At 56.4% G+C, this 24,804-nt stretch carries 22 protein-coding genes and 1 other RNA gene; 6 read left to right on the top strand and 17 right to left on the bottom strand.

Annotated elements, in window-relative coordinates:
- Nucleotides 1–14: 14 nt before the first annotated feature.
- The 3 genes from ABD971_RS27095 to ABD971_RS27105 all read right to left on the bottom strand — a co-directional run bounded on the left by ABD971_RS27095 (nt 15) and on the right by ABD971_RS27105 (nt 3,356).
- Nucleotides 15–578, bottom strand: a complete 564-nt coding sequence (locus ABD971_RS27095; RefSeq protein WP_339937248.1) for an elongation factor P — start codon at nt 576–578, stop codon at nt 15–17.
- A gap of 77 nt (nt 579–655) precedes the next feature.
- On the bottom strand, nt 656–1,318 hold the full coding sequence (locus ABD971_RS27100) for a hypothetical protein (RefSeq protein ID WP_345326944.1): 663 nt from the start codon (nt 1,316–1,318) through the stop codon (nt 656–658).
- 103 nt (nt 1,319–1,421) lie between these two features.
- Nucleotides 1,422–3,356, bottom strand: a complete 1,935-nt coding sequence (locus ABD971_RS27105) for a cation:proton antiporter (RefSeq protein WP_345326945.1) — start codon at nt 3,354–3,356, stop codon at nt 1,422–1,424.
- 517 nt (nt 3,357–3,873) lie between these two features.
- On the opposite strand from ABD971_RS27105, the gene ABD971_RS27110 reads away from it, so the two are divergent.
- Nucleotides 3,874–4,806 carry a glycosyltransferase family 2 protein gene (locus ABD971_RS27110; RefSeq protein WP_345326946.1) on the top strand — a complete coding sequence of 311 codons (933 nt, stop codon included), beginning with the start codon at nt 3,874–3,876 and terminating at the stop codon, nt 4,804–4,806.
- Here ABD971_RS27110 and ABD971_RS27115 read toward each other — a convergent pair.
- The 4 genes from ABD971_RS27115 to hpt all read right to left on the bottom strand — a co-directional run bounded on the left by ABD971_RS27115 (nt 4,803) and on the right by hpt (nt 8,595).
- Nucleotides 4,803–5,363, bottom strand: coding sequence for a hypothetical protein (locus tag ABD971_RS27115; RefSeq protein WP_345326947.1), 561 nt, complete (start codon nt 5,361–5,363; stop codon nt 4,803–4,805). The genes ABD971_RS27110 and ABD971_RS27115 overlap by 4 nt on opposite strands.
- Nucleotides 5,364–5,651: 288 nt before the next feature.
- Entirely contained in the window at nt 5,652–6,749 is a 1,098-nt protein-coding gene (locus ABD971_RS27120) for a glycosyltransferase family 4 protein (RefSeq protein ID WP_345326948.1), read from the bottom strand.
- Complete coding sequence (locus ABD971_RS27125) at nt 6,746–8,053, bottom strand: glycosyltransferase (RefSeq protein ID WP_345326949.1); 1,308 nt, start codon at nt 8,051–8,053, stop codon at nt 6,746–6,748. Before ABD971_RS27125 ends, ABD971_RS27120 begins: the two co-directional genes overlap by 4 nt.
- Nucleotides 8,050–8,595 carry a hypoxanthine phosphoribosyltransferase gene (gene hpt, locus ABD971_RS27130; protein ID WP_345326950.1) on the bottom strand — a complete coding sequence of 182 codons (546 nt, stop codon included), beginning with the start codon at nt 8,593–8,595 and terminating at the stop codon, nt 8,050–8,052. The genes ABD971_RS27125 and hpt overlap by 4 nt, the downstream gene beginning before the upstream one ends.
- Nucleotides 8,596–8,845: 250 nt before the next feature.
- On the opposite strand from hpt, the gene ABD971_RS27135 reads away from it, so the two are divergent.
- Nucleotides 8,846–9,214: a hypothetical protein gene (locus ABD971_RS27135; RefSeq protein ID WP_345326951.1), complete on the top strand. Its 369-nt coding sequence runs from the start codon at nt 8,846–8,848 to the stop codon at nt 9,212–9,214.
- Between the two features lie 212 nt (nt 9,215–9,426).
- On the top strand, nt 9,427–9,669 hold the full coding sequence (locus ABD971_RS27140; protein ID WP_339937265.1) for a hypothetical protein: 243 nt from the start codon (nt 9,427–9,429) through the stop codon (nt 9,667–9,669).
- A 31-nt stretch (nt 9,670–9,700) separates the two neighbouring features.
- On the opposite strand, the gene ABD971_RS27145 is transcribed toward ABD971_RS27140, so the two are convergent.
- From ABD971_RS27145 to ABD971_RS27185, 9 genes are all read right to left on the bottom strand, one after another.
- Nucleotides 9,701–10,408 carry a sensor histidine kinase gene (locus ABD971_RS27145; RefSeq protein WP_345326952.1) on the bottom strand — a complete coding sequence of 236 codons (708 nt, stop codon included), beginning with the start codon at nt 10,406–10,408 and terminating at the stop codon, nt 9,701–9,703.
- Nucleotides 10,405–10,932 carry an STAS domain-containing protein gene (locus ABD971_RS27150; protein WP_345326953.1) on the bottom strand — a complete coding sequence of 176 codons (528 nt, stop codon included), beginning with the start codon at nt 10,930–10,932 and terminating at the stop codon, nt 10,405–10,407. The genes ABD971_RS27145 and ABD971_RS27150 overlap by 4 nt, the downstream gene beginning before the upstream one ends.
- A gap of 29 nt (nt 10,933–10,961) precedes the next feature.
- Nucleotides 10,962–11,711 (bottom strand): hypothetical protein, encoded by a 750-nt coding sequence (locus ABD971_RS27155; protein ID WP_345326954.1) that lies wholly within the window; start codon nt 11,709–11,711, stop codon nt 10,962–10,964.
- Nucleotides 11,662–12,342, bottom strand: a complete 681-nt coding sequence (locus ABD971_RS27160; RefSeq protein WP_345326955.1) for an nSTAND1 domain-containing NTPase — start codon at nt 12,340–12,342, stop codon at nt 11,662–11,664. The genes ABD971_RS27155 and ABD971_RS27160 overlap by 50 nt, the downstream gene beginning before the upstream one ends.
- 111 nt (nt 12,343–12,453) lie before the next feature.
- Nucleotides 12,454–12,903 (bottom strand): hypothetical protein, encoded by a 450-nt coding sequence (locus tag ABD971_RS27165; protein ID WP_339937274.1) that lies wholly within the window; start codon nt 12,901–12,903, stop codon nt 12,454–12,456.
- 74 nt (nt 12,904–12,977) lie between these two features.
- Complete coding sequence (locus ABD971_RS27170; protein WP_339937276.1) at nt 12,978–14,039, bottom strand: hypothetical protein; 1,062 nt, start codon at nt 14,037–14,039, stop codon at nt 12,978–12,980.
- Between the two features lie 6 nt (nt 14,040–14,045).
- Nucleotides 14,046–14,321, bottom strand: a complete 276-nt coding sequence (locus ABD971_RS27175; RefSeq protein ID WP_339937278.1) for a DNA-directed RNA polymerase subunit alpha C-terminal domain-containing protein — start codon at nt 14,319–14,321, stop codon at nt 14,046–14,048.
- A 214-nt stretch (nt 14,322–14,535) separates the two neighbouring features.
- Nucleotides 14,536–15,657, bottom strand: a complete 1,122-nt coding sequence (locus ABD971_RS27180; protein ID WP_345326956.1) for a polysaccharide biosynthesis/export family protein — start codon at nt 15,655–15,657, stop codon at nt 14,536–14,538.
- A 254-nt stretch (nt 15,658–15,911) separates the two neighbouring features.
- Nucleotides 15,912–18,908 carry an AsmA-like C-terminal region-containing protein gene (locus ABD971_RS27185; protein ID WP_345326957.1) on the bottom strand — a complete coding sequence of 999 codons (2,997 nt, stop codon included), beginning with the start codon at nt 18,906–18,908 and terminating at the stop codon, nt 15,912–15,914.
- A gap of 908 nt (nt 18,909–19,816) precedes the next feature.
- Here ABD971_RS27185 and ABD971_RS27190 point away from each other — a divergent pair.
- The 3 genes from ABD971_RS27190 (at nt 19,817) to dnaX (ending at nt 23,932) form a co-directional block, all read left to right on the top strand.
- Entirely contained in the window at nt 19,817–21,493 is a 1,677-nt protein-coding gene (locus ABD971_RS27190; protein WP_345326958.1) for a hypothetical protein, read from the top strand.
- Nucleotides 21,494–21,888: 395 nt separating this feature from the next.
- Nucleotides 21,889–21,983, top strand: an RNA gene (ffs, locus tag ABD971_RS27195) — signal recognition particle sRNA small type.
- A 119-nt stretch (nt 21,984–22,102) separates the two neighbouring features.
- The gene (gene dnaX / locus ABD971_RS27200; protein ID WP_345326959.1) at nt 22,103–23,932 is read left to right on the top strand and encodes a DNA polymerase III subunit gamma/tau; all 1,830 of its coding nucleotides are present in this window, start codon (nt 22,103–22,105) and stop codon (nt 23,930–23,932) included.
- A 74-nt stretch (nt 23,933–24,006) separates the two neighbouring features.
- On the opposite strand, the gene ABD971_RS27205 is transcribed toward dnaX, so the two are convergent.
- Nucleotides 24,007–24,801 carry an inositol monophosphatase family protein gene (locus ABD971_RS27205; RefSeq protein ID WP_345326960.1) on the bottom strand — a complete coding sequence of 265 codons (795 nt, stop codon included), beginning with the start codon at nt 24,799–24,801 and terminating at the stop codon, nt 24,007–24,009.
- Nucleotides 24,802–24,804 lie beyond the last annotated feature (3 nt).

Genomic DNA, 24,804 nt, shown 5'->3' on the forward strand with positions numbered 1-24,804 from the left:
CATCAAACAGTGTCTTAAGCACGCGACAAGAATTCACCGGTTCGCGTATCCACTTTGATGCGTTCCCCTTCTTTGATGTACTCGGGGACCTGAACGATCAGATCGGTCTCGAGCGTTGCCGGCTTGGTTCGTGCGGTGGCCGAGTTTCCTTTGATACTTGGGTCACACTGTTTGATCGTCAATTCGACTGACGCTGGCAATTCGATTCCCACACACTCATCGTTGTAGACGAGAGCACGAATGCCTTCGAGTCCTTCGGTGATGTAGGGAAGCTGTTCTTCGACATCTTCGATCGGCACATCGTATTGCAGATAACTTTCCTGATCCATCACGTACATGTAAGTTGGATCGGTGTACATCAATTGCACGTTGCGTTTGGAAAAATCGGCTTCGGCAACGACATCGGTACCTTTGAACGTGACGTCGACTTTATTTCGGGTGACCACATTGCGGCCGCGAAACTTGTACAACGTCGCAGCACCACGGGCAGACGGTGATTGAACCGAAAGCGAAATGATGACGATCGGGTTGCCTTCGTGCACAATGACCGATCCGGTTTTGACTTCTTTTGCGAGCATCGGTGTACCTGCCCTGGATTGGGGACAGACCATAAGAGTGTGTGTGAGAAATGAAAAGAACCGAGGGTGGCATTATTTCATCGCCATAGCCATTTACGAAAGCCCTCGACCACCAACTCTTCTCGACCAGAACTGTGCCACAGCAACAGTCCAATTAAACAGCCCGCTGCGATCAGCATCGAGACGCCGCCCAAATTGCGTGGCACTGGCTGTTTAGGCACTTCTGCGCGAAGGTGGGCCTGCAATTGATACCAAAACTGGGAGGTCAAATTGGGTTCAAAGGCAAAGATTTGGGCCGAATCGGCTCCGGATTGTCCATCGATTCGCAGCTGAACCTTGATTGTGGGCATCACCACTCGCAACGCCGCCGCATCGCCCGTGGCGGCGGGATCGAGATGCCGTGCCGCGGTTAGCAGTGACGGGAACACTTGGTCAGCCGAACGTCCATAGATGACCAATTTCGGCGTGCTTGTGATTGCGATCAGCGTCAGACATAGAAAGTAAAACGCCGCGATGGCAAACCAAACCCAGGGACCAAACATGCTAGCCGCCGGAGCGGGAAAGAACAGTTCGACGGGACCGACCGCAACAAGACCACTGACCGCGATGCCGATCGCCGCCACATCGCGCGGGCCCGTGGTGATCAATGCACGTCCCGATGCGCGAATGCCGCCGATCAAAATCAAGTAACCAATCAGCGGTAACAGGGCCAACAGCATCGTAAACGGTGGAATCAACATCGATAGCGGACGGCAAAAGAGTAGAGAGCAGGAGACGTTATGAAGAGCGAACGGGCGGGCAAGCGAGACCGGAGATGCGGAATCGGTTTTAACTGGGTTCGAGCTAACTGGGGTCGGGAGTATTGATCTTTGGATCCGATTTCTGTTCGGGATCCGATGCCTTTTCAGGATCCATCTTCTTTTCGGGATCCATCGCCACATGTTCTTGGGGCAATGGGACCGAAGTGACAAGGCAAACGATGGTTTGGCCAGGCTCGGGTTTCAGCGGGTCGCTGACGGTATTGAGTAGCGGGATTCCGTCACTTTGCACCACGCAAAGCAATTCGGGTACCTCATTATACCGACGAATAAAGTCCGCGTAGGTAAACGAGTCGGTCAATTTTGTGGCTTTAAACACCGCTCCGGACTCATGCAATTCCCGAATTTTCGAGAACGTCAGCCCTTCGCGAAACAGTTGCCGCCCGACGAGGTTGCGGGTCATCTCACGTCGCGAATTTGTATTTTTCACAGTGAAATTCAGCTGGTACAGCCGGGCGCTTTCAAACATCCCACGACATTCACGCAGCGCCAACGAGTTCACTTCATCATTGGGGGTCATCGCGAGAAAACATCCCATCCCGGCGAGCGACAGATCCTGGCGGGCATGCTCGTTGAGAATATTCATGCATTCGGCGCGGAGCCCTGCGACGCGTGCTTGCGAGACTTTGTTAAAGTTGGTGTCGACCAAGGTCACGGGGACGCCGACCTCGGTGAGTTCCTCGGCAAAGTCTCGGACCCAGCGATCGGCTCCGACCATCAAAATGCCATTGGTCTTTTCATCAGCGAGCCCCAACAGTTTGGCGATCGGTGATGCGGCCAATCCATAGACGGCGACGGTGCCCACGATCACAAGAAAGGTAACGGTGGCAAGTTGATCGGACCCCGCCAGATCAAACGAACCGCTGCGGCGTTCGAGTTCCAATGCGAAGACACTGCTAACGGCCGCCGCGACGATCCCGCGCGGTGCCAACGACGCGACAAACGCTTGTTCTCGCCAATTCAGCGGCGATTTCCACAACGAGACAAACACCGAGATCGGGCGGATGATCCCAATCATCAGCAGCAGAAACAGGATGCCATGCCATCCTTGGGCGGTCACGTCATCGATCACCACTCGCGACCCGAGCACGATGAACAGACAACCGATCAATAAGGTTCGCAGGTTCTCTTTGAGTTCGACGATGTGTTCGATGTCGAAATGATGTTGATTGGTCAACCAAATCCCCATCACGGTGACGGTAATCAGCCCTGATTCATGCGCCAAATGGTTGCTGATCGCGTACAGCAGCAACCCCACCGACAACGTTCCAATGCCATGCAATTGATCGGGAACCCAATAGCGACGAAACGCGGTCGATAAAAAGGCACCACCGGCACAGCCCAGCCCCATCCCGACCACGATCGTTTTGGAGAGCATAAAAAATGCCGACCCGAGATCGGGTTCGGAGGAGTGGACCAAGACATTCTCAAACACCAACACGGCCAAAACCGCGCCGATCGGGTCAATCACGATGCCTTCCCATTTCAACGTCGATGCCACTCGGCGTGTCGGACGCACTTGCCGCAGCAAGGGACCAATCACGGTGGGACCGGTCACAATCAGGATCGCCCCGAGCAGAAAGCTAATCGGCCAAGCAAGCCCAAGCGTGAAATGGGCGGCCGTGGCGGTACCGAAAAACGTGATGACGGCTCCGAGCGTGACCAACCGAAACGCGGCACTTCCCGCTTCACGCAGCTCGTGAAATTTTAGCGACAAGCCGCCTTCGAACATGATCACGGCCACCGACAGCGATACGATCGGAAACAGCAACTCGGGTCCCGCCTTGGCGACATCGCCCCCCGTCAACTCGGCGAGAAACGCATCGGGCTGAACAAATTGCCCCAGCAAAACGCCGAACAGCAACAGCAACAAGATGCCCGGCAATCCGGTCCGCCACGCAATCCACTGAGCCACGACGCCGAGCGTTGGAATGAGGGCAAGATAAATCAGGAGGTCCATAGGTTTTATTTTCGCGTTAGGATTGCGTACGTGTTCGGAGCGTCAAGACAAACGGTTCTTCAGATTGAGATAAGGAACACTGCACCGAGCCCTGCACCGAGCCGAGGATCGGATCAGGAAAAATGCAACGCAACGACTTCCACCGCTTGAGCAGGATAATGTAGTCGACGCCGCTTGCAGCATCCTAGCGGATGAGTGAAATCGGCATCAGCTAACGTGCGTCTGTCATCCCTAGACCCTAGGTCTACGGACAACCGCCACTCCCTCTCTTTTTACGAAAATTGCGTGAATCCGACGATCGCCGGGGGGGCTCGAGCAGCCGCTGGATGCGACGGCATCAGGGGGACTAACGCACCGGATCGGCATAACCGCTAGAACCGGAATGAATGACGGTTCCGCTATGCGGGATTTGGCCGGTTGCGGCAAATTTTTCGGCTCGGGTGATTTTGATAGCCCAGATTTACTGTGGAAGGAACCAATCGACCCATCGCTATCACCGCCTGTGCCCGAGCTCCGCATGCCAACCGAATCCGACACCCCGGCCGACTTGATGTTTTCCCCGCAAGCCGTTGCGATCCAAGATCGTGCCAGCCGCAAGGCCCCGCTAGCGCCGGCCGCGACCACCGAAACTGCCGTAGAGGAACATCGCGAGAGCTGGAGTCTTGATCTGGTCGACCCGATCGACGACGTCATCCGGCGGACCGAAGAGACGCTCGACTTTATCGCCGAAGCCTCGATCGCGGCCAACAACGTCCAGCCCCTGGATCACTATGATTTGACGATCATCGTCCCGGTCTATAACGAACGGGAAACGCTGCCCAAAGTGCTCGAGCGAATTGATGAAGTGATGCCACGATCAACCGAAGTCATCGTCGTCGATGATGGAAGCAGCGATGGCACGAGCCAATGGCTGGCCCGTTTGGCACCGCGTGCCAATCGCACGATCATTCGCCGGCGACGCAATCACGGCAAAGGATCGGCCGTACGATTAGCAATCCGGCACAGTCGAGGAGGCGTGGTTGCGATCCAGGACGCAGATCTTGAATATGATCCCGCAACATTGTTACGCGTCGTGTGGCCGATTCTCGACGGCAATGCCGACGTGGTCTATGGATCGCGTTACTTAGATGGTTGCAGCGATCCGTCATGGCTGCATCGATTCGGCAATTGGACGCTTACGAAGCTGAGCAACCTGATGACCGGGTTGCGTTTAACCGACATGGAAACATGCCACAAAGCGTTCGAGGGTGAAATGTTGAGAGGCATTTCACTGAAAGAATGTCGCTTCGGCTTTGAACCCGAGATCACGGCAAAAATTGCCGCGAGGGATGTACGCGTTCTCGAGGTTTCCACCCACTACGACAGCCGAGGCTATGACGAAGGCAAAAAGATCGGCTGGAAAGATGCGGTCTCGGCACTGGCGTGCATGTGGATCTACCGCAAAGGCTAGTTGCCTGGCAAATTGCGTTTGAACTTGGGCTCTTCCGCGACGGGAAGGGGCACATCGTGCTCTTCCTGAAATCGCCGACGGTCGACCGCGTCCGCGTAGAAACGCAACCAAGTCTCGTTGTCCTCGACACATCGCCATTCAAGGTACTTGCCTGGAATGTCGAGTTTCTTTTCGCACGAGGGCATGATGTCGCGATAGATGATCTTGTACAGTTCACGATCGGATAGGTGATCGGTGAACTTCAACACCACTCGCTCGGAATACAAACGCTCGATCGTGTTGGCGAGCAACCGCGGCAGCGTGCTGTCGGAAACCGAGTCAGGGCTTGGCAATTGCATCGGAGGATTAAACCAGGATGCGATCGGGAGTGCAGGGGCACGTTCCCAAGCCAACATCGAGGCGAGATATTCGTTTTCGGTGTGCAATGGCATCCGGTGCATCGACGAGCTATCGATCGATTCGTCACGATACGGCTCGAGCTCGTCACGCAAGCGGGCATTCGCCAACAGCAAATCGACTTCATCAATCGTCGGCTGGCTTGTCTCGCTCATATCCATAGATGGCGGTACCTGATGGTGGTAGTAGGCTTCGTGGGAAGGACGTGAGAGATCTAGGCGACGCGAAACGATTCCACGCGATTTAGATGACCACGATGTGCTTGACGCTTAGCACAAGATCGATGGTATCTGTCTGGGCGGCTGGCTCAACGAAGAATTAAGTCAAAATGACGTTTTGGGAACATTTTTGACGCACCTATCGTCTCCTGATCGTTACGAACGGAACCTCTTACCAGAAATACCCGCTGATTTGCTATCAGGATCGCGCCTGGACCGCGATGGCGTGCGTCAGCGGGATCGCAAATACAACTCGGCGTGACGCTGCACCATGGCGTCGACGGTGAACTCGGTTTCGATCCGCTTTTGGGCCGTTTTCCCGAGATTTGCGGCGAGTTCAGGCGATTCCAATAGCGTCATTGTTTGCCGAGCAAAATCGGCAGTGTCGCCCAGCGGTACCAACATTCCCGTGACCCCGGGGAGCACCAAGTCACGGTTTCCCGGAATGTCCGATGCGACCACAGGGACGGCGGCCTGCATCGCTTCGATCAACGAATTGCTTTGCCCCTCGTATTCGCTGCCAATCCAAAACAGATCCGCATGCGGTAACAATTCAGCCACGTCATGACGCGTCCCAGCGAACCGGACTCGCTCGGGAATCGTCACCGAGTCACGAAAACGCAGCAATTCGCCGCGTTGCGGCCCGTCACCGAGGATCACCAAGGTGGTGTCGTCACGTGTGGTTCCGAGCAATTCGGCAGCCCAAATCAGATCGCGATAGCGTTTCTGAGGCCACAGCCGACCGACGGCCAAGATCAGCTTTCGATCGAGCGGGACCTGCAAACGAGCAAACGCTTCGTCACGCTCGATACGTTTTCCTGATCGCGGTTCGATACCATTGGGGATGACACAAAACTTGTTGCGATCGATCCCGTGATCGGCATAGAAATCGACCACCCCGGTGCTGTTGGTGGTTATCGTATCGGTGATTTTTGCGAGCCGGCGATCGACCCAAAAATGGGATTCGGTTTTCCAGGGATCGACACATCGCTCGCTAGCCATGATCGTCGGGACACGAGCGAATCGAGCGGCAGCGCGTCCGAAGCTATTGGCCGCAAAGATCCAGGTGTGAACGACATCCGGTTTCAAACGGACCAGTTCACGCCGCAGACGAAACAGTGCCGTCGGATCCGCTTTAAATCGTTTGCCGATCACGGTGACCGGGATCCCGGCGGCGCGCAGCGATTCGCTACGCGGGCCATCACGAGTCAGCAGGATGACGTGAACATCAAACGCGTCGCGAGGCAGATTCTCGGCTAACAAACAGAGTTGTTTTTCGGCGCCGCCCCGATCCATCGTTGGAATCACTAATGCGATTCGTCGGCTCATGAAGCAGTCTCGATCGAATTAGAATCTGTGGCGATCCGCGATTTGCCGTTGGATTTTTCTTGAACGACACGCGTCATTAAATCGATATAGGCTTCGATCGCCTTGGTTTGCGGACGCGATCGAACCAGGTCACGGCGGAGCTGCAGTGCACGCTGTTTCGCTTGCGGCATGTCATCGAGAGTACGGCGGATGGCGACGCGAAGTGACTTGGATTTGCCCGGCGAGAACCATGCTACGGCTTCGTCCTGTGGATCGTCCGGTTTGTCCGACGGTGCTGCCGAGGCGATTCGTTTAATCGGTTTGCCGATTGGGGTGAGTAACGAACGCAGCTCCGCGATCTCCGCTGCCACAATCGGTATTGCCGCAGAAACGGCGGAGGGCAAGCCGAAATCGAGACCTTGCCGATCCCCATGCACGAACACATCCGCTGCGATCATCAAATCGGTCGTGTCGACAAACGAGCCAGGCATGGCAATCGAATTCCGCACGCCGTCGGCACGCAAAAAATCGTACAACGATTGACGTTCGGGACCGTCTCCCACAAACCAAAACCGCAAATCGGGGCGATTCGCGATCAGCGGACGCGCGGTGGAAGCCAACCACTGCATCGCCCCGTTTTTTTGCATCCGGCCGGTGCAGAGCACCACCTCGGATTCGGGCCGGGTGGTCAGGTCCGAATTGACGGCGGCCAAACGGTTGCGGGCCGCAGCCCGATTGTCTTCGAGGTTATTGACGCTGCTGGTAAATCCAATTTCGATTCGGTGCAGCAAGGATTGGGGAAAGCCTTGGGCGATCATCAACCGCTCGGCAGCCGCGTTTTTGACAATGATCGCGTCGGCCTCTTTCGCGGTCGCTGCACAACGACGGGCACTTCGCGAGGATTGCCACCACGCGGGATCACTTTCGTCACCCCAACCTGCGGAAACCAGCACCGAGGCGATACCGGCGGCCGAGGCCGCTTCGACGACCGCCTGCGATTCTTCGCGAATCGAATCGGCCAAAATCAAATCAAACGATTCGCTGTGTTCTTTCAGCCAAGTGGTCAAATGACGCACGTAACGCCCCATCGACCAATCGCTGCGTGGAGCCGCAGCGGGTCGGTGCACTGGAATTTCACGAAAGTGAAAATGCTCGGGCCATGAGGCCGCATAGCGGGGCGTCACCACCTCGACATGCACCCCGCTGCGATAGAGATCGGTTGCTAACTGAGCCAAAAAACCGGCAGCATCAAACGAGGCATGAGGCCAGAAATGCCGCCCCACCAACAAGACTCTCAGCGATCTCGCATTGGGCAGAACACTCACGGTTGCGATTCCGATGCTGTGGCCTCGATCTCGTCAGGTTCAAGCACAGCCAAGTAGGGAAGATTGCGATACATATCTAAATAGTCTAATCCGTAACCGACCACAAATTCGTCCGGAATCTCAAAGGCCACAAAGTCGGGTCGCATCGCGACGGAGTGTTCACGTTTTTTGTGCAGCAGCACCGCCGTTTTCACCGTCGTGGCTCCCGAATCGAGCATCATCTGCTGAAGCCGATCCAGTGTCTTCCCGGTGTCGAAAATATCGTCCACGAGTAAGACGTCACGGCCGGCGACATCGATCATCATGTTCGAATCGACCCGCAGCTCGCCCGATTTTGTCCCCCCACGATAGCTCGATGCTTGCACAACCCCAACCCGTTGAGGCATCGAAAGTCGGCGAATCAGATCGGCAAACAACACCAAACTGCCCGTCATCACGGCGATCACGGTCAAATGTCGCTGGTTGCCGTAGAAATCGTCAATCTCGCTCGCCAGACGCAGAACGCCCTCGTTCAATTTCGTTTCGTCCAACAAGACTCGCATAACACCATTCCTAGTGGCAAAGGAAGCAATAACAGATGGCAACTTGGGAAGTTTAGGGGCAGATTGCCTTTGAATCGAGATCGATCGAACGAAACAATTGCAATGAGTCGAAAAAGAAAAGACCGGCGGAGGGGCACCATGGACGGAGCCTCATTTGTCGCAGCTCTCTCTTTTCCAGGGATTACCCCCGCTGTGCCAAGCAACGCAGCGGTGTGTCATCCCCCCGATTCGACCGTGATTTGACCATCGAATGACAAATTCTCAACGCCTGGAAACTGTCCGAAGCCGTCTGTGCCAATGGATCGACGACCAGAGCACCGATGCGGGTCAAGAGTATGAGCCCGCAAAGGTGTTGTCAGAGTCGCTGCTGATTCGTGACGGTTTCTTCTGTGGACGCTGTTTTCGCACCGAAGCGTTTCGAGCGGTTTGGTTTATCGAAGAAGACGAGCTAAAAATCTATTCCAATTCAGGCACATTGGAATGCGTCTTTACAGGTCAGGAGATTGATCAGGTCGAAGAAATTCAGTCGGCCGATGAATCGATCATCCGAATGCCCGAGCGAGTCGCCGAAGTCGCCGAAGTTACTGAAAACGAAGCTCCAATGCGGCGTGCGGCGTAGTTTCCGCATCGTTGACTCGGTCGCCGCCACCGGTGAGCGGCGAATTCGATCACAGCCTGTGCGTGGTTTGGGGTGGTGAACGCAGCCATTTGGCGGGCTGCCAAATCGGTCTAGACGCTCGCCCGCTTTCTAACCTAGAACCGACAACGCGTGCGAGGCTTGGACGCACCACGGAAAAGATTCAGCAAACAAACTAGGGATGGAGAGTTGGAATGAACGTAAATTTCTTTGAATGGCTGCGAGACGGCGTCCGCCAATCGGTGCTGTTGGGCGTAAGCGATGCGATCGAGCAAATCGGAACGCCAACCGACAGCGACGATTTGCACCCCAATGTCGCGGCACTTTTGGCGACCGACACCGGAACGACCAAGGGAACGCGTGGCAAAACGACCGCCGCCAACAAAAAACGGCTTGGCAAGTCGCTCAAAGACATGAACTCAAGCGACGCTGCCTAAGATCCTTCTGCGTAAGATCCCCCGCCTAAGATCACCGCGTTTGAGCATTCACGCGGCAGCGAAACGTGACGGTAGTGGGACAACTTGGCTTGGCGGCCAGCGTCAGTTGTCCACCCACTAAATCCGCACGTCCTTTCATCGACCGAATCCCAAAGCGGTCCGACGAAACCTGTTGGGGGTCGAAACCGACCCCGTTGTCCTCGATCACGAGGGTCAACGTATGATCCTCGACATTGGCGGCGACGCGAACCTCCGTCGCCTTGCCATGACGAGCGGCATTGCGAATTGCTTCGATCGTGATGCGATAGGCCGCCGTGGCAACGTCTTCGGGCAACGTCGTGGCGGCGTCGGTAATTTCCCAGCGGATCGCAGTCCGGCGCTGTGCTGCATCATCGAGAATCCGCGTCAACGTTTCCGCAGCCGCGACGGACCACGTTTGATGCTGCAGTTCGGCGGGGTAGGCCGCCCCGAGAATTTGACGCCCTGTCTGTAACGCCTGGTCGACCCACTGCGTTATTTTTTCGAGCTGTTCGCGGCGCTGAGTCGCCACGGGATCCGAATCGTTTGACTGCTCACTATCGTGCCGATCGATCAAGTTATGCAGTCCGGCCGAAGCCCCAAAGATCAACGGCAGCAACGCGTCATGAATCTCATGTCCGATCGCCGCTCGCTCGGCCTCGATCAGACGTGAATTTTCCAGCCTCAGATCGTCGCCTGGTTCAAAGTCGGCAGCGCTCAACCAAACCAACCTTTCTTGTCGAAGCTAGCCATCGCCTTCTCTTCGCCCTCTTGAATATCAAAAAGCTTGTTCAGCTTGGTGATCTTGAAGACCTCCATCACATTGGGCGAGACTTCACAAAACTTCAAACTCACCCCTTGCGCCTTGCAACTCTTATTGAGCATCACCAATTTGGTGATCATTGCAGAGGACATGAACGAGACGCCACGAAAATTGAGCAGCATCTTTTTGTGAACCGCTTGAGGGACCGACTCTTGAAGTTCGCGTCCGACCTGCTCGATGCGTTGACTATCAAGAATCTTGCTGTCGGTAAACCCAACCAACAGAATATCATTAACTACTTGGGTGGTGATCGCCGACATACAGTGCTTTCGAAGGATGGAAGGGCGGAAAGCGGGTGCCCGCCGGTTGGCGGTTTCCCCTAATAGATTATCACCCGAAACCGCTGCTGGCAATTCACCCAAACCAAGCAAGCGACGCGGAAAAGCGATTAAACGAGCGACACCGGATGCGGGCGTCGGCATCCGCACCATCGGCGATTCTGTGGTGTTGGCTAAGAGTCGAAATCGTCAAGTTGATCGACCAGGGCGTCCAGATGCTCGGAAGAGATAGAGTGGTTTGCCGCACGCGTGAGCGGTCGGGGCGACGGGTTCGCGTTGCCATCGTGATTCTCGGCCATGCCCTCCTTCTTGGGACTTGCTCCTTTTTGGGGACTCGCGTCCTTTTCTGGACTCGCCCCCTTTTCAGAACTCGCCCCCTTCGCGGACCGTGGCAACGAGGATGCTACCCGTGGTGGGGTCACAGCGGCGTTGGACGATCCCAGCGACAGCGAGAACGTTTTCACTTGCTTGCTGGCATGCAGCCGCAGAATCGATTCACGCAGTGTCTTGGCGTCGGCGAATTGACGCAGATCAAATGCATAGACTCGCCGCGATCGAATCGCGGGATCGACCACCGCGTCGGGATCATCCGGGTGCGGCCCGCGAACCGCATCCATGCCCAACGAACGCATCGCCTGGCATGTTTGCGAAGCCGTTTGCCAATCCAACACCACCATGTCGCCCGTGATCGACTCGAGCGTGAGATGATCGGTCGAAGAGATCGAGATCGTTTCGAGACGGTTGACCAATGTCAGATCAATTTCAGGCAACCCCAACATCTCGCCCAGCACCGCATCGACACTGCACCCGGCAACACCACGGCCGGCCTGTGACTGCGTGCTTGCCGGGTCGGAATGATCGGCGGACTGCAGATCAAGAGTTGGGGGCGATTGAACGATCACGACGGTCAAGCGAACGGGCATACTGTTGTCTCCGAGATGTTTCTATCAAGTCGTAAAGGTCAAACCAAAGATCTCGCAGATTGGTTTGCGGTCCCAGCGAACGGCGATCCAGTTCTTGTCGCACTTGCGTTTGCTCGGATTCTGCGAGCGAGGCAATCAACCATTCCGTCAACGCGATAATCTGGTCTGAATTCAATGTCGTGTTTCGCAGCGTCGCAAAACCGCGATGTTGTCGATGACTCGTGGCCAACACGGTTTGGCCACAACGTTTCGCTCGTCGCCGGATTCGGTAGACCGACCACCACGATAATTGCTCGAGCCCATCAATGATCAACAACCCTTCGGGGCGGGCCTCACGCTGCTTTGCGGCCACCCACTTTGCCATTTTCCAAGCATGAACGAGACGCTCGGCGATAGCGGCAAACCACCTGCGAGTCGATGCATCATCCGGTGAAAGAGATTGTGGCTTTGCATAGTGTTGGTGTTCGGGCTGATGCAGTTGCACTTCGACAAGTTTGGCGAAGTGGTTTGAGAGCCTCGGCACGAGCTCGCGAATCAAGGTCGATTTTCCCGATCCATGCGGTCCCACGATCAGCTGGAAAGGGGCATCGCAAATCCGCCGAATCAAGACATCCAGGATAGGGGCATCCAAGAGAGGCTCGACATCCTCCTGCGGATCGAACCGATACTCGATTGCCCCGGGACGAACGATGCGGGTGCAAAACGGATTGGAGGGCTGAAAATCCACCGCCGTGTCTGCGGCTTAGTAACGCTTCGCGCTTGAAGCGGTTGCCAACCGGCTCGAGCGACTGTGGTGAACGAAGCCCTTTTTCAGATCCAACGGTTTTTTGACGTCGGTGGGCAGTGGAGACTGCTTCGTTCCGTCCTGGTTCGTCATCTCACATCCCAGCGGAGCATTGGCTCGCAGCCGGTTGGACACCAAATAGAACGGTTGTTCGCTAACGGTTTCACGGGCGCCGGCGACAAACAATCGCAGACGCAGACACCAACACACCCGGATCAGATGGCCATGATAGCTCAGCGGTGTGTAGGGCAATTTACACGACAACGACTGGGTATCGGCGAGCCCGGCCTGACGCAATTGATGTTCATCGAGACGGTGGAAGTGATGAACGTGCAGATCTTCGTCGCCTTTGCCTTCGGTATGCCAAAGCACGGAAATCTCGACGCCTTGCACTTGATCGAGCGGCACTCGGGAAATTCGCCAGCGCGCTGTCAATTGATCCCCCACCTCGTAAACCGCATCATCCCGACACAACGAAACATTTACCGCGGGTTGCGTTTCGGTGGCAATCCGGGTGGATGAACGATGACGGGGAAACTTCGGCAGAACGATGGCCAAGGGCGTGACTCTCCGGAAACGACGATCTTCCAGCGAATTGCATTGTGAGAACCGACAAAAGAATGCATGACGTTCTCGGGAAGCTCGATGGCTAATTGTTGTTCCCAAGGGGTCTGTGGGTCAACCGCAACGTCTCGCTGATTTAAGATTACTTGGCTAAACGCTTCGTATTTTTCCACCCTTACGTCCGTCCCTTGGCGGTAAAACGTCTCTTCCTCGCAACATAATAAAATTTTTAATCGGCGAAGTTTTAACCGTCCCATTTGGCAGACATAGACTCGATAATCGTCTCCGGGGACCAACGGGTGATGGCTGATTTCCACAATCGTCGCCCCAACCCCTGCAATCCGTCGCACTTGGGCGATGAACGATCGGAATGCCCAAAGCCCAATTCCGCCTAGCGGTAACAGCAAAAATGTCAAGATATGACGGGGGCGGTCGTAATAAATCCCCGAAACGACCACGGCTAACAAAACGAACCAAACGGTATTCCACAACAACGACAACATCGCGGGGCCCAAGACACCGCCATCATCTGGGTTGGACATTGCCAAACGATAGGTCAACCGTTCGCCGGGACTGTCGGTCAACAGCCGGCCTTGTGGGACACTGGGCAATTTCGAGTCGTCGTCCGCAGATGGACCAATGATTTCGATCGTACCGCTGCGACTCGCGTTAGCCGATCGACGTTCGTGGCTAGTCCCTAAACTGCTCAGCCGGATCAGCAATCCGCCACCACCACTGGCGATCGCGGCCAGCGAGAGAATGCCAAACACCCAAAAGCTAAGCGAGCTGGAAAGGGTCTCAGTCGACCCTTCGAGTGCCTGCTCGGGGGCAAACCGAGCGATCATGACTACCGAAATCCCAAATACGCCCAGCAGAAACAGCGAAACATAGAAAACCGCTTCGCCGGCCAACCCGCTGAGCGCATGCCCTAAACGCCGCTTGCCCCGCTTCTTGCTCCATGGCTTTGGGAATCGGGGCATAAGTGGCTACGAAACCGCCGCAGTGACTTCGCGACCGGGACGATAGAAACCCAGCTCTTCGAGTGCGGCATACACTTCTTCGAGCGTCTTTTCGCCAAAATTGCTAATCCCCAACAACCGACGTGGGGTGGCATTCAAAAGATCGCGGACCGTCAAAATCCCCGTCTCTTCCAAACAATTAGTCGTTCGAACCGAAAGCCCCATCTCCGCAATACTGAGGTCCAATCGTTCGCGGCGAAGGCGTGCTTCCTCTTCCGCTCGGCTTAATGGAATACGTGTCATTGTCTTCAACTCCCTTTTTCAACAAATTGCCAACAAAATGCGTCCACACCCAATCGCAGAGTTTGCCGTTTGCGATACACAAACGAAGCCCCTTGATTCTGGGTCGAGATATTAGGCAATCCCGCGACGCAAAGCAAACGTCTTCGCGAAAATTTCGTGAGCAATTTTCGAGCAAAAATGCTAGCAAAGAGAATTGTGCGTCCAGCCGTTGGGGTTAGTTACGGGGCAGCGTCATCGGTTCGGAAAAGTCCAATTGACCATCCAACGATGGACTTGTTTCGGACGTTGCAGACGGCTGCGACGGTCGGGGAACAAAAATGCGACTCGATTCAAGCGTCTCGGACACATCGTCGCTCGCCGCCGGAGTGGGCACCCCGGGGGGCGAGGGAAGCATCTGGATGTCCGAACGAAACGACGAGGAGGGCTCGAGGTCCGAAAGCGACTTGGGTTCTGAATCCGAAGGGAAGGATTGATTTTGCCACGATTCGGGCGACAACATGACTTCTTTACCGAACGGTTGCCGCGCCATCGGGACACCGATCAAGCCCGGGGTCACCGGAGCGATCGTGCTGATCGTTTCGGGATGGGGGCAAGGCGTTTGGCACTTGCAGCAGCGATCACAGGTTTGCGTAGCCTGCCAAAACATCAACTCTTCAAAAAAGGTACGGCTGGCGACATAGATCCGGTCACCTGGCTGCAATTGGTAATTGGTCGCGGTGTCGCCCATTTGAGTGATTTCTCGATAGCAAACCGGCAGCGTCACACGGCAGGAATGGGATGAGGTCGGCCGCGCGAGCAAAAGTTTGCAAGGAGCTGCATCGCTGGTCAAACCGCCCGCCGCCAAAATGCCATCCAGCACCGTTTCGTAGCCGGTCAGCGGATAGCTGCCTGGCGAATTGACTTCGCCGAGCACATAGAACCGGTGCATCGCTTCGAGCAGACGGATATTGATCTTGGTTTCCTCTTCGCCTTCTTCGACCAGTGTCTGTTCCACGAGGGCTTCGGCGTCTTCGAGCGTCAATCCGGCCACGACGACGCGGCCATAGCCCCCGAGATCGATGCTGCCATCGGTCATCACCCGCTGATCCGCCGGCAATCGTACATCACTGTCGAGTTTCACGGTTTCGATCAGCAACACGTCACCGGGTTCGAGGTAATGAGCTTCGACCACGGTTCGATTGAGTTCTCGCGGCAATTTTGCCGGACTGGGTGACCGCTTCAAAACCTCTTCGGTTTGCTTGGTCAGATAGTGCCCGGTGGGAAACAGCGAAAGTCCCAAAGCGCTGCAACCAGCCAACGGCATTAGCAGAACGGCAACGAGGAGTGTTCGGAACATGGTGGGTAGGCCCCGGGGCAAGATTAAAATCGACTTTATTGGTCCAGTCGGTTTTATCGTCCTAACAAGAGGGGCATCGCCGATGCAATTGAGATGCTCGTGAATTTCTACGTAAACGCTAAGGTTTCACAGATTTCGCGTGCAATGCCCCAGCGGTGCTGGCCCCAGCGGTGATGGCCTTGTGGTTTCCGATTAAAGCCATCGACTTTCGTAGCGACACGTTTCGCGTGCCAACGTGGATGGCTTGGGGATGGCTAATTCTGGCCTTGGAACGGGTTTTCCGAGCCAAAGACGGCACAATTCAGCCCCAACACCTCGCTGACGATGTAACGGGCTACTTCGTCACGCAGCGTCGCGAGCGGCCGCAACCTCAATTTGGGGTCGTAAAGAGTGCCCGCAACGTCGACATAAATGGTGCGGTTGCTGAGCAGTTGATTGATGCGAATAAAAAGGGCGACCGGCGAAAGCGAGGTAAACGAGGCGATTTGCAAATAGACTTCCATCAATTGGCTGGTCTGGAAATTGCCGGTCGAGATCACCGCCTCGACATCCATTCGCAGATTATCTAACTGCACGTAGCCATCGGCCCAGACCTTGAGTTGGGGGCTACTGAGGACAAATTCATCGATCCGGGCGCGGCCACGGGTGATGGTTCCATCGAGCCGACCGTCCTCGATTCGGATTCCGGCCAGCGGAACCGCTCCGAGAAATCGCTGAGCCTCGCTTAGCCCTGGAATCGCCGAGGCTTGCGAGCCATCCAGTTCGGTGGAAAAGGATCCGCGAAGATCGTCGCTACTGGCAATCGCTTCGCCGCCCAGCGACAACTTCCCGCGGACTTGGCCGTTGGCATACGAAAAGCTTCCGCCCCCTGCGTCCGCGATAAACTTGGCAAAATTAACACGCTCAAACGACCATTGGCTGGTCATATCGAAACGATTGGGGCGATAGGACGATTTGAGCTTCGCGACACCTCGCAATCGGCCGCGAGCGACTTCGCCATGAATCGAAGAAAACGAGGCATCCCATTGGCCGCTGCCGAGCGAGTAGGAAGCGAGCAATCCACTATTGGCGTCGCCGACGGGAATGCCTGCGACCACCGCATCGTGTGCCTGAACGGCACCTCGCGCCCGAATCGATCGTCCCCCTGACACATGAAATTGGCCGGACAATTTCCCTTCGACAAAATCAGCAACGGAATCCGACAGCAAGCGAATCGAGGGGGAAGCATCCACCGCGGCGACCTGGACATCAATGTGTCCGTCGTTCTCCAGCAAGTCCCATTGGCCGCGCGCCGTGATCCGGCCTCCGGCGTAGATTCCTGCCACCTTATCGACATCGACACTGCTGCCCCGCGTGCGTAGTTCGATTTCCAAACGATGAGTAATTTGCACTGACGCAAGCGACAGATGGTCGAGCTGAATTTTCGCGGTCGATCGCAGCGGAGCATCCTGCTGTGATGAATCCAATGCTCCATCCAAATCAATTTCGGCCGACACCAAGCCACGAAGTTGGCGAAAGCGGGGCGCCAACCACGATCGCTGAGGCAGCACCGCGACAAGCCGATCGATGCGAATGCGATTGACCGACAAACGGATTTGCGAGGGGCGTTGCCACAGATCTTGCCATGTCATGTCGGCGGTCACGTCGGATTGCGTTTCCACTTTGACATCGCCTCCGAACAGATTCCCGTCGGCAGTGAGTTTGAGGGCATCGTCGGATTTTGAAATCACGAGATCCATCTGTCCGATATCCGCATCGCCCACCTTGATCGAATCTAGTTGAATCTGAACATCACCGCTTTGGTCCGCCAATCGGCTCCAATCGCCTGCGGGAAGTGTCCAATCGATCTTGCCCGAGGAACGTGCGGAAAGAACCACATCGGCGAGCGAAAACAGCTGCGCGTTCACATTGGGCGATAGTCCTCGCCAATTCAAGTTCAATGTGCTGCTGTCCTGTTTATCGAGTGCCACGGAGGCCTCGCCAGAAATCTCGCCACCAAATAGATGGGCGTCAATTTGCGAAAGCACCCAGCGGCGATCCTGCAACGTGTAATTCGCTCGCACGTCTTGCACGATCAGATCATCGCGCGGTGGACTGCTGCTTGCACCGGCGGGCTCGAGTTTCAAGTGCTGCTGATCAAACTCGAACGCATGTTCGATTAAACCAAGCTGCACCCCCGCGATACTTAAACGGGGCGATGCCACACGCCCGGCCATCGTCCATTTCTGCTGTGCCAATTCGCCAGTCGCGGTCGCGTCCAGATCAACTTGGCCTGCGGCGAATCGATTTGCGTTTGCTCCGGCAAGCTGCGCCAACACATCCAAGGGCAGATCATTCGCGCGAATTGCAAACGAAAACCGCTGCTGCCGTTCCAGTTCGATCCGCCCCTGCAGCGAAGCGGATAGATCCGCCGACTCGGTCGAACGGATCTGCAAGTCATTGGCCATCAACACGCCATCGGCGATCGAGATCGATGCCGATGGAATATCTAACGGCAACGCATCACCGCGAGCCAAAGCGTCAATTCGCAATTGTGTCTTCGCATTCCAACTGCGGATTTCGCGAATCGTTCTCAGGGGTGCCCGAAACTGAATCTCGCCCGACACCACACCATGCAGCGGTTGTTGATCCCCGACGGATTGAATGGCCAGAATCAATTCATGCAGCGGCTGGATCGCCACCGCTTCGGTCGTGATCGAGGCATCGATTTCACCGAGCGGCGACAACTGTAGCGTGGCCGAACCACTGACGGTACCACCACGTGAGCGGTTTACTTGACGCGACCGCTGCGGACCGGCTGCGTCGATCAGACGACCTGAAATTTTGTCGACCGACATCACGCCGTCGGCGATCTGAACATGCGTCTGGAAATCTTCGAGCACCAATTGCTCTAATTTCAACCGCGGCGAGCGGACGAGGCCCTCGAGTCGATATTTTTTGGTGTCGGTCAGGGCATTGAGCGGGACCGAGACGTTCAGATTGACCGAAACGGTCCCCTCCATCTCGATCGGAACCCCAACTCCCAATGTGTCCAGACGTTCATTAAGCCGTTTGACATCGACGGAATCAAAATTCCAAGAGGTGGTCCAATACCGCGTATTGTCTTTTGCCGCCGCCGCCGGTTTTGGCCCCGCAGCGGGCGGAGCTTGAGCGAAAACATCGGTTCCGCCCCCCCATGCAAGCAATACTCCCAGCATCCCGGCAAACGAGATCCATCGAGCGAGAGCGTATTCGGCTGGTCGCAACATCATGGTGAAAGAGGTCTTGCGGGTGAGTGACAGATTTCGTTCCCATTGATCTAGATCGGAAAACAACCCGAAAAAAGCCAACGTTCCTGTGCGAAACCCTCGGATCCGTTCCCCCGCCGGTGCAAAAACAAGACCAACTTTGATTTTACTGAACGTCATTCAGCCGCCGTGGCGGCGGGGACAAAATCGGAGTCTTTCGCAGCAATCGGGGTTAAAAACCCGTCAATATGGGGATAGAAGGGTCATGACGGGCAACGACAACGAAGCGATTACACGGATTGGTTGCCAGAGTTTCCGGCGTCCTAATCAGTATATTTCGAGCTTCGGGCTTGGGAGAAAAATCCCGCCAAGCTATACATAGGGGTGAATCGGATAGCGCATGCGTACGACTGTGTCGGTAAGCTACACTGAGTCAGCCTAGTCGATACCTCCAATTCAAAAGCAAATTCCTTCCGGAATGCTATCCAAAATTCGACGATATCACATTGTTTTGCTGGATTCGCGCGGATCACGTTTGATGCGACCACTGAGCTCCTATCACGAGTTTCTCGTAAGCTGCCAACGCTCCACCCTGCTGCTGCGACCAACCAAAACACTACAAAACACACAAAATTCTACCCAAACAGTTATCCATGAGATCTGATCACTGGAACTTTCTTGCCAATCTCCTGGGCACATCTGGCTCAAGCGATTCCCCAAAAAAGAAAACGTCTTCTCCCAAACCGTCTGTCGCTTCTACGGAATCCGAAAAAAACAAATCCGAGTCATCGAAGCCCGCTTCCTCACTCGATTCGGACGCGGACGCAAAAAAAAACTCCGATGGGGGGAATGGCCCGCAACGACGCAGTGCCCCGAGCCCTGTCAGCACGAGCCCTGTCAGCAGCGAAAAGTCGGGCGATAGTCCGAAAAGTGTGGAAGACGTGCTCGATGCCTTGCGTTCGCCCACTCCACCCCAAAAAATTCCTGGATTCGGCCCTCCCAAGAAAACGGAATCGGTAGCCAAGCCGGCGGCAGAGCCAAGTCGTGCGGCGGAAACGGCCCCCAAAAAATCGTTCCAAGATCGTCCTCGCAATCCCGTCGGGACTGCCGGTTTGCAAGAGAAATCCAAGCCGGCCGGATTGGCTGACGAACCTGAAAACGACGACAAGGACAGTGCTTGGGGCAGCCTCGCCAACCAATTAGGCGTGGCCGTTGACGATGATTTTGCAATTGAGCGAGAATCCAAGCCCAAGGCCGAGGCTCGTCCCGAACGCACCCCATCTGAAAAACGCGAACGCGATCTCGAGCCTGCCCCGACAGCAAAACGAAGCGGTTTTGGCACCGGTCTCGGTTTGGATGCCTCCGAGAGCGACGACGCCGGCGACATTGACGACAGCTTTGGTGCACCGCGTCGCGCAAAACCGGCTGCCGAAACAAAGCCCGCTGGCGAAAACCGAGAGCGATCGAGCGAATCGGCAAAGCGTCCATCGCGGGCTCGCGACAGCGAAACCACTGCGGAATCAGGCGGCAAATTCATCTCGAAAAAGTCTTCCTTCGAAGACAAAGACTCCGAGCGAAGCGAGCGTGGGCCGCGTCGCCGTGGTCGCCGCCGAGGCGTCCGCCAACGGATTACCGAAGAAGAACTCGAACGTAGCGAAGGCTCCGACGACCGCTCCGACGACGCTTCCAAAGCAGGATCTCAAGCAGCTCGCGAAGACCAGCCTCGTCGTGGCGACGAAGGCAGCCGATCACGATCAGGACAAGCTGCCGACAGCAGTGACGATTCGGGACGTGAACGCGGAGGCCGCGATCGCGGAGGCCGAGGTCGTTCGTCGCGCGATTCCTCTTCTCGGGATTCCTCGACTCGTGATTCTTCCTCGCGTGATTCACAGCGTGGTCCCGCCGGCGAAGGTGGCCGCCGCCAACGAAGTGCAGCGAAAGTATCGGATGAGTCCAGCAACCGCTCCGATCGCTCACGCTCGGATCGTGGCCGCAATACAAACCGCGATACTGACGAGATTGGCTTTGGTGCCAATCTGTTTGTTGACGACATCGACGATGATGAACTGCTGATTGACGACCAGGACAGCGAAGACACCTCGCCCAAGTCAGGTGACGCCGCTGCGGATCGTGACGAAGATGCCCCCCGACCTCGCTCGCGACGTCGAGGCCGCCGTGGCGGACGGCGTGGACGCAATCGCGATGAGTCCAGTCGCAGCGAAGACGAAGTAAAAGATGTCGACAGCGATGACGCTGCGGACACCTTCGGCGAACTCCCCTCGTTCGTCGACGATCTTGAAGACGACGATGAAGCGGAAGCGATTCGTCGCGAAAAATCGCGTTCACAATCGGGCCGTGGATCACGTGGAAACCGCGATTCCAAGGGACGAGACTCTGCAGATTCAGACAGCTCGTCGGACGCCCCATCACGTTCGCGTGGCCGGGGTCGGCGAAACGAGTCTGCGGCGACTGGATCCGCGGATCGCCCCAGTGCTCCGACATGGCTTGAAACGGTCAGCATCCTGGTGGATGCCAATGTGGAAAACCACAAAAAGACGCCCGCTCGTGGCGGCGGTGGTGGCCGAGGACGTGGCGGCAAACGCCGCTAATGAGTCGAGCCCAAAAGTAAGACCGTCGCTGAGACAGCACCGGCCGCCGCGTTTGCAGCGGCCATTGTTTGCAGCGGCCATTGTTTGCAGCGGTCTTGCCGTGCAGCGGCTTGAGGCATGCGGCAGGCTCTTCGAGGCTACTGCTGTGCGACAACCTAGAAATCCCTAGGGCCCTAGAAAGCCTTAGGGCCATGCGACATGGACGCGGCAACCAGCGTCCTTTTTGCCGTGAACGAAACGCCGCGAACAACAAACGGGGCCTCATCGCCCTCGCCCTCGACCCGTCTCGTTCTCGACTCGAAAAACGAACTCAGCACTTTTCCTGAGGGACGGTTCCCAACCGACCGTTTTTCTGTCAGAATCACGCGTCCTCGGTGAAACGAATTGTGTCCGAAAGTGGCGACCCTTGCGATTGTGAATCGTGAACCTGGTCAGGCCTTAACTGGAGCAGCCATAAGCGGTGTAGCTCTGTGTGAGGGTCGCCTCTTTCGGACATAACGTTTCACCTCAACGCGTTCCGCTCTTGAAACGTTTGGCACACTAACAAACGCAAGACGCTTGCTCGCGACGCGTTGAAAACTCATTACGCGAACGCTTTTGCCCCGCACCATGTCTGAGTCTTCCGGTCAGCAGAACGCCTCCCCCCAAGACTCGTATGTGGTGGTCGCGCGGCGTTATCGCCCTCGCGCCTTTGACCAACTGGTGGGCCAAGACCACGTCGGCCGCGCGTTAAAAAATGCGATCGACACCAACCGCGTCGGACACGCCTATCTGTTCACCGGTGCCCGCGGAGTCGGCAAGACGTCCACGGCTCGAATTTTCGCCAAAGCACTCAATGATCCGTCAGGCCCCACCGCCACGCCGGACAACAGCACCGATGTGGCGCAAGCGATTGACTCGGGCGAAGACGTCGATGTGATCGAAATCGACGGTGCCAGTAATCGCGGGATTGACGAGATTCGCTCGCTGCGAGCGAACGTGGGTGTACGCCCGAGCCGCTCGCGGTACAAGATCTACATCATTGACGAAGTTCACATGTTAACCGGCGCGGCCTTTAACGCGCTGCTGAAAACGCTTGAGGAACCGCCCGAGCATGTGAAGTTTATCTTTTGCACGACCGACCCCGAAAAACTTCCCATCACGGTGCTCAGCCGTTGCCAACGGTTTGATTTCGCGCCGGTCGAAGTCCCCAAGATCGTCAATCGCCTTCGCGAAATCGTGCACGCCGAAAACGCGGAAGCAGACGATAAAGCGCTCGAACTGATCGCTCGACGCGCAGCCGGTTCGATGCGAGACAGCCAATCGCTGCTCGAACAAGTCCTTAGCTTTAGCGATGGCAATCTGACTGCCGAACAAGTGCACGCGATGCTTGGCACCGCTGACGACGAGCGACTGCACGCACTCGCCAAAGCGATGGCCGAGCGGGATGCCGCCGAGGTAATCCGGCAACTCGATGCGGGGATCGACGCGGGGGTCGACGCAGGTCGCTTGGCCGAGCAACTGCTCGCTTATTTCCGCGATTTGATGGCCGTTGCTGTCGGCTGTGACGCCACCCTGATGCGACACACCTCGACGGCCCTCTACGACGAACTCAAAGAGCTCGGCGAACGCTGGGGACTGCAAACCGTATTGGCGGTGGTTGGACTCGTCGACCAAACGCTGGTGCGAATTCGCCACAGCGTCTATGCCCGCGTTTTGCTTGAAGCCACCGCGATCCAAATCTGCAACCTGCCTGACCTTCAGCAGATCGCCGACTTGGCTGCCGCTGCCGATTCGATTGCGGCATCGCCAACTCATCGCGGCTCGGCGGGCGAAAAAAAAAACATAGTAGCTAACGCGGCTCCGCCTGCACGCACTGCCGACACCGCCCCCTCGCGTCCTGCGCCCGCAACGGCGACAGCCCCCACAGCGACGCCGGTCGCCGCCACTCAAGAACAGGCAGCCCCGTCCACCACAGCCAGCCACGCGAGCTCGGCAAGCCAGCCCAACCCGCCGGCGGAAAGCAGCGAAACACCGACGCCGACGGCACCTGCGACCGCCGTGGTCTGGAATCAAGCCAACGCCGAACGCATCTGGCAAGAAGCGATATCGACGGTCGAACCGATGACCGAAACGCTGGCGCGTGCGGTGCAGCGAGTGGTTGCCGAAGAGGGCAAACTGCGGCTCGTCTTCCCCGGCGAGTCCAAGCTTGCGTACAGCCGCTGCGAAAGCCCCCAACATAAGACACCGCTCAATTCCGCAGTGGCAAAATTGGCGGGGCGTGACATCACCCTCGAACTGCAATTGGCGGCTCCGAAACCGGTGCAAGCCAAAGCGGCGCCGGTCGAGCCGGGCAAAGCGCGAATGTTACGCATGAAAGAGATCGAAGCCAACGCGATGGTGAAATCGATCGTCGAGGTCTTTGACGCCGAGATCGTCAAAATCGAAAAGCCACGCTAGCCGCTTGGGCGCCAGCCCCATTTCCGGAGAGGTATCTACAGTAACAGCCGAAAGCTGGCCGCTCGGACAAAACGTTACGCCAACAATTCGATTAGCGAACGCTGCAATTCTGGCGAACTCGACACACAAAATCGCGGCTTCCAATCGTCGAATTCAGATCCGTCATAAGCGGTCACTGAAGCTCCGGATTCACGAGCAATGACGATTCCTGCAGCGGCATCCCACGAGTGCACACAGGTGGCCCAATAGCCATCGAGCCGGCCATCGGCGACGTAACACAGATTCAACGCACAGGAACCGAGTCGACGCAGTGCGCGAGTTTTCTCCAGCACGCGAACGAAACGGGCCACATCGGGTGAATCCCCCTTCACGCCCGCAGGAAAACTGCACGCCATCATGCTGTCGTGAAGATCTTGTTGACCACTGACATGCATGGAGCGACCGTTGACAAACGCTCCGCCGCCATCGACCGCGGTAAACATCTCGTCACACACGGGATCATAAATGACGCCGAGCCGCATTTTTCCAGCGGCATACAACCCGATCGAGACCGCAAAACTTTGCAACCGATGGACATAGTTCACGGTACCATCGAGCGGATCGACAACCCAACAAGGCGGCGCGTCATGTTGACCAAGACGAACCGCGTCGGGAGGCTCGTTTTCGCCGTCCTCTTCGCCCACAAAGGCATATCCCGAAAAAGCCTCCATCAAGATTTTGCGAACGGCTTTCTGCGATGCGAGATCTGCATCCGTCACTAAATCCTTGGGTGCTTTTTCACGAACCACTCGGTCGTCACGGCGTGCCATTAATTCGACCGCGCCAGCTTTCGCCGCAGCCACGGCGACTTCGAGATGCTGCTGATCCATCCT

This window comes from Novipirellula rosea (assembly GCF_039541335.1).
Taxonomy (GTDB): domain Bacteria; phylum Planctomycetota; class Planctomycetia; order Pirellulales; family Pirellulaceae; genus Novipirellula; species Novipirellula rosea.

Coding starts and splice junctions, on each gene's coding strand:
- ABD971_RS27120 (WP_345326948.1), bottom strand. CDS start 6,749: ATGAGCCGACGAATCGCATTAGTGATTCCAACGATGGATCGGGGCGGC.
- ABD971_RS27110 (WP_345326946.1), top strand. CDS start 3,874: ATGCCAACCGAATCCGACACCCCGGCCGACTTGATGTTTTCCCCGCAA.
- ABD971_RS27175 (WP_339937278.1), bottom strand. CDS start 14,321: ATGACACGTATTCCATTAAGCCGAGCGGAAGAGGAAGCACGCCTTCGC.
- ABD971_RS27140 (WP_339937265.1), top strand. CDS start 9,427: ATGAACGTAAATTTCTTTGAATGGCTGCGAGACGGCGTCCGCCAATCG.
- ABD971_RS27180 (WP_345326956.1), bottom strand. CDS start 15,657: ATGTTCCGAACACTCCTCGTTGCCGTTCTGCTAATGCCGTTGGCTGGT.
- ABD971_RS27115 (WP_345326947.1), bottom strand. CDS start 5,363: ATGGATATGAGCGAGACAAGCCAGCCGACGATTGATGAAGTCGATTTG.
- ABD971_RS27135 (WP_345326951.1), top strand. CDS start 8,846: ATGACAAATTCTCAACGCCTGGAAACTGTCCGAAGCCGTCTGTGCCAA.
- ABD971_RS27170 (WP_339937276.1), bottom strand. CDS start 14,039: ATGCCCCGATTCCCAAAGCCATGGAGCAAGAAGCGGGGCAAGCGGCGT.
- dnaX (WP_345326959.1), top strand. CDS start 22,103: ATGTCTGAGTCTTCCGGTCAGCAGAACGCCTCCCCCCAAGACTCGTAT.
- ABD971_RS27095 (WP_339937248.1), bottom strand. CDS start 578: ATGCTCGCAAAAGAAGTCAAAACCGGATCGGTCATTGTGCACGAAGGC.
- ABD971_RS27105 (WP_345326945.1), bottom strand. CDS start 3,356: ATGGACCTCCTGATTTATCTTGCCCTCATTCCAACGCTCGGCGTCGTG.
- ABD971_RS27185 (WP_345326957.1), bottom strand. CDS start 18,908: ATGATGTTGCGACCAGCCGAATACGCTCTCGCTCGATGGATCTCGTTT.
- ABD971_RS27150 (WP_345326953.1), bottom strand. CDS start 10,932: ATGCCGACGCCCGCATCCGGTGTCGCTCGTTTAATCGCTTTTCCGCGT.
- hpt (WP_345326950.1), bottom strand. CDS start 8,595: ATGCGAGTCTTGTTGGACGAAACGAAATTGAACGAGGGCGTTCTGCGT.
- ABD971_RS27155 (WP_345326954.1), bottom strand. CDS start 11,711: ATGCCCGTTCGCTTGACCGTCGTGATCGTTCAATCGCCCCCAACTCTT.
- ABD971_RS27100 (WP_345326944.1), bottom strand. CDS start 1,318: ATGTTGATTCCACCGTTTACGATGCTGTTGGCCCTGTTACCGCTGATT.
- ABD971_RS27205 (WP_345326960.1), bottom strand. CDS start 24,801: ATGGATCAGCAGCATCTCGAAGTCGCCGTGGCTGCGGCGAAAGCTGGC.